At 65.4% G+C, this 5482-nt stretch carries 3 protein-coding genes; 1 reads left to right on the top strand and 2 read right to left on the bottom strand.

What is annotated here, in order from left to right; genetic code table 11:
• Positions 1 to 187 precede the first annotated feature (187 nt).
• Entirely contained in the window at positions 188 to 1939 is a 1752-nt protein-coding gene (gene polX, locus EB084_18615; GenBank protein ID NDD30275.1) for a DNA polymerase/3'-5' exonuclease PolX, read from the top strand.
• A 39-nt stretch (positions 1940 to 1978) separates the two neighbouring features.
• Here the strand turns inward: polX and EB084_18610 are convergent, their stop codons facing one another.
• Positions 1979 to 3733, bottom strand: a complete 1755-nt coding sequence (locus EB084_18610) for a hypothetical protein (GenBank protein NDD30274.1) — start codon at positions 3731 to 3733, stop codon at positions 1979 to 1981.
• 51 nt (positions 3734 to 3784) lie between these two features.
• On the bottom strand, positions 3785 to 5482 hold a 1698-nt coding region (locus tag EB084_18605; GenBank protein ID NDD30273.1), incomplete at its 5' end, for a hypothetical protein.

Raw genomic sequence — 5482 nt, 5'->3', positions numbered from 1 at the left:
CGGGGCTCGCGATCCGGTGATGCGGGTGCGCCGGGCGTGCTGTCTTGATCTGAGGCTACCGCTGCGGTGTTGACGTTCTGTGACCGCGATGAGAACAATCGATGAACGAGATGTGAACAGAGTTTGAACACGGGCTGCGCGCCACTGTTCGGGCAGGGGGTGGCCGCCGTGAGGAGAAGCACCGCGCATGACCGATCGCATCGTGACCAATCTGGAGATCGCCCAGGCGCTTCAGGAGATAGCCATCTATCTCGACATGGACGGCATCGCCTTCAAGCCTCGCGCCTATGACAAGGCCGCGCAGGCTGTCTCCACCTTTCCCCGGCGCCTGCACGATGTGTGGCGCGAGGGCGGGGCGAAGGCGCTCGACGCGGTTCCCGGATTGGGGAAGAGCATCAGCGCCAAGATCGATGAGCTCTTCCGCACCGGCGCCATCGGTGCGCTGCAGGCGCTGCGCGAGCGATTTCCCGTCGATGTGGCCGCGCTGACGCGGGTCGACGGAATCGGTCCCAAGACGGTGAAGCTCCTGTGGGCCGAGCTGGGTGTGCAGACCCTCGATGATCTCGAGCGGGCGGCGCGCGAGGGGCGCCTCGAGCACGTTCCGCACTTCGGCCGCAAGACGCAGGAACGTGTGCTCAAGGGCATCGCCTTCGTGCGCGAGGGGCACGGTCGTCTTCCCATCATCGACGCCCTTGCCTACGTGCGTCCCATCGAGGCGCGTCTGCGGGCGCTGCCCTCGGTGCAGACCTGCGTCATCGCCGGATCGCTGCGTCGCTTCCGCGAGACCATCGGTGACGTCGACTTCCTCGTGGTGTCGCAGCATCCCGAATCGGTCATCGAAGCGTTCGTGGGGTTTGACGAGGTGGTCGACGTGCATGCCCGCGGCGTCGACACCAAGGCGTCAGTGCGCTTCGCCAACGGTCTCGATGCCGATCTGCGCGTCGTTCCCGCAGAGTCGCTGGGGGCCGCGCTGTGCTACTTCACGGGCAGCAAGGCCCACAACGTGCACATGCGCAGGCTGGCCATCGCCAAGGGGTACAAGCTCAACGAGTACGGTCTGTTTCGCGTTGACGACGACGTTCGCGTGGCGGGTCTCACCGAGGAGGAGATCCATGCTGCTCTCGACCTCGCGTACATCCCCCCGGAGCTTCGCGAAGATCAGGGGGAGATCGAGGCGGCGCGAGATGGGCGCCTGCCCTGTCTCATCGAGCGCGGCGCCTTGCGGGGCGACGTGCAGATCCAGACGTCGTGGACCGACGGTCACGACAGCATCGAAGACATGGCGCATGAGGCGCGACGTCTTGGGCTAGAGTACATCGCCATCACCGATCACACCCGCGATCTCGCGATGACGGGTGGATCAGATGAGGCGAAGCTGCGCGATCAGATGGCGTGGATACGGGCCCATCGTGATCGTCTGGGGGTGCACGTGCTGTGCGGTGCCGAGGTCAACATCCGCAAGGACGGCAGCCTCGACATTGACGACGAGACCCTTTCAGCGCTCGATTTCGTGGGGGTGGCCATCCACCATCACTTCGACCTGCCGCGCGACGCGCAGACGCAACGGGTCATTCGCGCCCTCGAGAACCCCCACGTCGACATGTGGTTCCACCCCACCGCGCGAAAGCTGGGCGAGCGCCCGCCTGTCGACATCGATCTCGACGCGTGCATCGCGGCGGCGGTGCGCACGCATACCGTGCTCGAGCTCGACGCCCACGGCCGTCGACTCGACCTGCGCGACGAGCACGTGCGCCTGGCGCTGCGGTCGGGCGCGAAGATCTGCATCAATTCCGACGCGCACGCCATCGCCGACATGGCGTATCCGGACGCGTTCGGCATACCCGTGGCGCGACGAGGCTGGGCAACGGCAGACGACGTCGTCAACACGCAGCCGCTTCCGGGGTTCCTCGCGTCGCTGAAGCGAAGCCGGCGACGCTGAGAGCGCTTCCGGGTCAGGCCGGGGGGCGTCTGCGCTGGGTCAGAGCGGCGCCCAGATGAGGAAGCGCGGCGTTCGCGTGCGCTTGAGCAGCTTGTTCGCGTCGAAGCTCACCGCATGGCGCGGGTCCTTCTGGGGGGTCGCGAGGAGGTTGAGGTAGCTGTTGAGGTTGTCCATCGATCCTCGGCTTCCGGCGCGGTTGCGTATCGTTCCGCCAATTGCGCCCGGGTGAGGAGCGCCGTCGTCGAAGCTCAGGAGTCGTTCGACGAGCTCGTTTCGCGGCAGGGTGGTGAATCTTGCCTTTTCGCCGCACGGCCACGTCTTGCCGCCGTCGGTCTTGAACGGGATTGCCGTCAGGCTGTAGAGCAGCTGTCCACCTGCCGAGGGGCGGGCCATCCCGGCGATGATGGTCTCGTCATCGTCTGCTTCTGTGCTGAAGGGGAGTCCGATGGGCCATCGCAGCCCCAGGGGCGCGCACACCACATTCACATCATCGAGGGCGACGGATCCGCTGCCGCTGCTGTTGCGCGTGAAGAGGCTTCCGAGAATGGTGAGATGGGCCGCCTTCACCCCGGTCTCGGAGTAGACCATGCCCTGCACGTAGCTGCTGTTGCGCACCTGTCCGCGAAGCGTGATGAGCCCTCGGCTGATGAGGGCGTACGAGGTGTCGGCGTTCAGTGTTGCGCCGCGGTCGATCGTGACCGAGCCGTCGACGATGATGGCGCCATCGCCGTGCACGGTGCCGGTGACGTGCAGATCACCGTCGACCACCAGCGTGCCGCCTTCGAGCATCAGGTCTCCGTTCACCGTGAGCCCGGAAGTGGCATGGTTGAACCAGTCGACCTCGAGATCGCCGGTGCTGCCGCTGACGTCGAGGCAGCGCAGGCCGTTGCCGTCCGCGAAGCACTCGCTCCTCGCCTTCTCGACCGTTATGTCAGGCAGCTCGACGGCCTGCGCGTTGGGCACGACCCCGCCGGTCACCACGTTTCCCTTCGCGATGCTGATACCGCCCACGGCCTGCACGCGTCCGCGGATGTAGGCTCCAGAGCCGAGGCAGACCGCGTCGCTTGCAGTGCTGTTCGACACCACCAGGGTCGTTCGCCGCTTTGCGACGGGAATGGTGGCGGGCGTTCCCGGGTAGGCGCGCGCGTCGCTCACGCCGGTCACCACCAGACCGCCCGTGGTATCGACGTCGCCGCTGGCGATGAGTGCAAGCGGGGCGGGCGGCACGAAGATCACGGTCTGCATCTCGTAGATCTCGCCGTGGCACGCCGCGTACGCCACGATCTGAGCCGAGTGGGGGGGGATTCGCGCCCCCACGCCCGCAACGCTTGAGTCGGACGTGTTGTTGCGAGAGAGCCGCGTGAGATGGTATCTGGCCTTGACGCTGGGGGCGAAGCAGACATACGCGATGCCCTCGCCTCCGCGTGGGTCTCGCGAGAGGGCGGTGAGGGCCTGCTCCTTGGAGAGCGCGGGACTCCCGGGCGTGGTGAGGGTGATCACGCTGTCGAAATCGTTCTGTGCGCCGAACGTGCCGAGAGAGTCTGGCGGCGCTTTGCTGCTCTCCGCATCTTTGAGCATGTGCGCCACGGCGAGGGCCGCTGCTGACTCTGCCAGGTTGCGCGCGACCTGCCGGTCATGGGCGCGACGGCTGAAGAGCCAGTGCTGGTACGACATGAGGGCAAGGCTGAACGCCACCGCGATGATGAACGTGATGACGAAGAGCGTGGTGGCAAGTGAGCCGCGTTCGGCGGTGCGTCTGCGATGGCCGTGGGGCGGAAGGCGCTCAGATGTCACCCCACCAGCATAGCAGAGCCGATGCCGTTGTGAGAAGGGGGAGGCTTTGCTTCAGAGCGGACGCCAGAGCAGAAATCGAGGACGCTTGACGGTCTTCAGCAGACGGTTCACGTCGATCTCGACCAGCGCGGTCGACGGGTCGCCGAGGGCCAGCCGTCTGAAGTAGTCGTAGACCTCTCCCTCTCGTCCTTGCGAGGTGATGTTGTGGCCGGTATTGACGCTGAGAAGGTCGGTGATGCCCCCTTCTGTCGCGAGATCATAGGCCTTGATGCCCTGCACGATGTCTGAGATGTTCGTGCTCATGAATCGCCCGACGTTCGCGCGATCATAGGGCTCGTCCTTGTCGTGAGGATTGTTCCAGTAGGCGATGGCGGTGCCGCGGTAGACCTTGCGTCTCCCTGTCGGGTCGCTCGCATCAGGCTTGACATAGCCGGTGTAGATCGTGACATCGTCGTCGAGGTCTGACTTGAAGGGCGCGTTGGCCCGAATCTTCTTCGTCGCCAGGGGCGATGCAACCACGGTTGCGTCATCGAGGGAGACCACCCCCGCGTCTGCGGAGGTGCCCGCGCTGTTGGTGATGAGTCCTCCGAGAATCGTGAGGTGGCTGGCGCTCACCCCTGATTCGGAGTAGACGAGCCCTTGGATGAAGCTGCTCGTCCGACTGGTGCCTTTCAGGCTTATCGGGCCACAGGAGAGAAGCGCCACCACGTTGTCGGCATTCAGCGTGGCTCCTTTGTCGATGGTCGTGCTCCCCTTTACCGCGACGCATCCGTCTCCCTTCACGCAGCCAGTGACGTGCAGGTTGCCGTTGACGCACAGGGTTCCACCTTCCAGCGACAGGTCTCCGTTCACGGTGAGGCTGCCGGAGCTCTTGCTCGGCCAGTCCACCGTCAGGTCACCTGAGCTCGAGACCTCGAGGGTATAGCCGTTGCCCTCGACCTGCTTGACGATCGAGTCCACGTTGATGTCTGGGATGTATTCAGGATTCGCGTGCTGGCGAACCCCCCCGCTCACGAATGTATCGCGGCCCAGGCTTACAGTGCCCACGGTCTGCAGGCTCCCGTAGATGGCTGCGGCCGCCATCCGGATGGCCGGGGCAGCACCGCTGTTCGACACGACCGTGACATGGGCGCGCTTCTGGGGCGGGATGCTCTCCACCGAGCCATTGAAGGCCTGCACCTCGCGCAGCCCGGTCACCTCGACCTTTCCCGTGGTGCTGATGGGACCGCTGGCCATGAGCGCGAGGGGAAGGGGAGGGACGTAGATCACGGTCTCGATCTCCTGGACCTCGCCGTGACAGACGCCATGGGCGATGACCTGCGCTGCGTGAGGTGGGATTCGCAGGTCGACCCCAGGCACGCTGGCGTCGGTGATGTTGTGTCTCGACAGGCGTGCAAGTCTGTGGCGGATCTTCACGCTCGGCGCGAAGCACACGTAGGCGATGCCCTCGCCTCCGCCGGGGTCTCTGTCGAGCGCGGCGAGGGCCTGCTCTGTCGACAGTACAGGGGTGCCGGGCGCCGTGAGGGTCACCACGGATTTGATATCGTCACGGGTACCAAAGCTTCCCAGACCGTCGTCATCGTTTGCTGAAGGGTCGCCTACCATGCGCGCCACAGCGAGGGCCGCCGCCGATTCGGCCAGGTTGCGGGCGATCTGGCGGTTGTGCGCCCGCCGGCTGAAGAGCCAGTGCTGGTATGACATGAGGGCGAGGCTGAACGCCACCGCGATGATGAACGTGATGACGAAGAG

This window comes from Pseudomonadota bacterium (genome assembly GCA_010028905.1).
Lineage (GTDB): Bacteria > Vulcanimicrobiota > Xenobia > RGZZ01 > RGZZ01 > RGZZ01.
The sequence above is the reverse complement of the archived record's forward strand: the minus strand, read 5'-3'. Positions and strand labels throughout refer to the sequence as shown.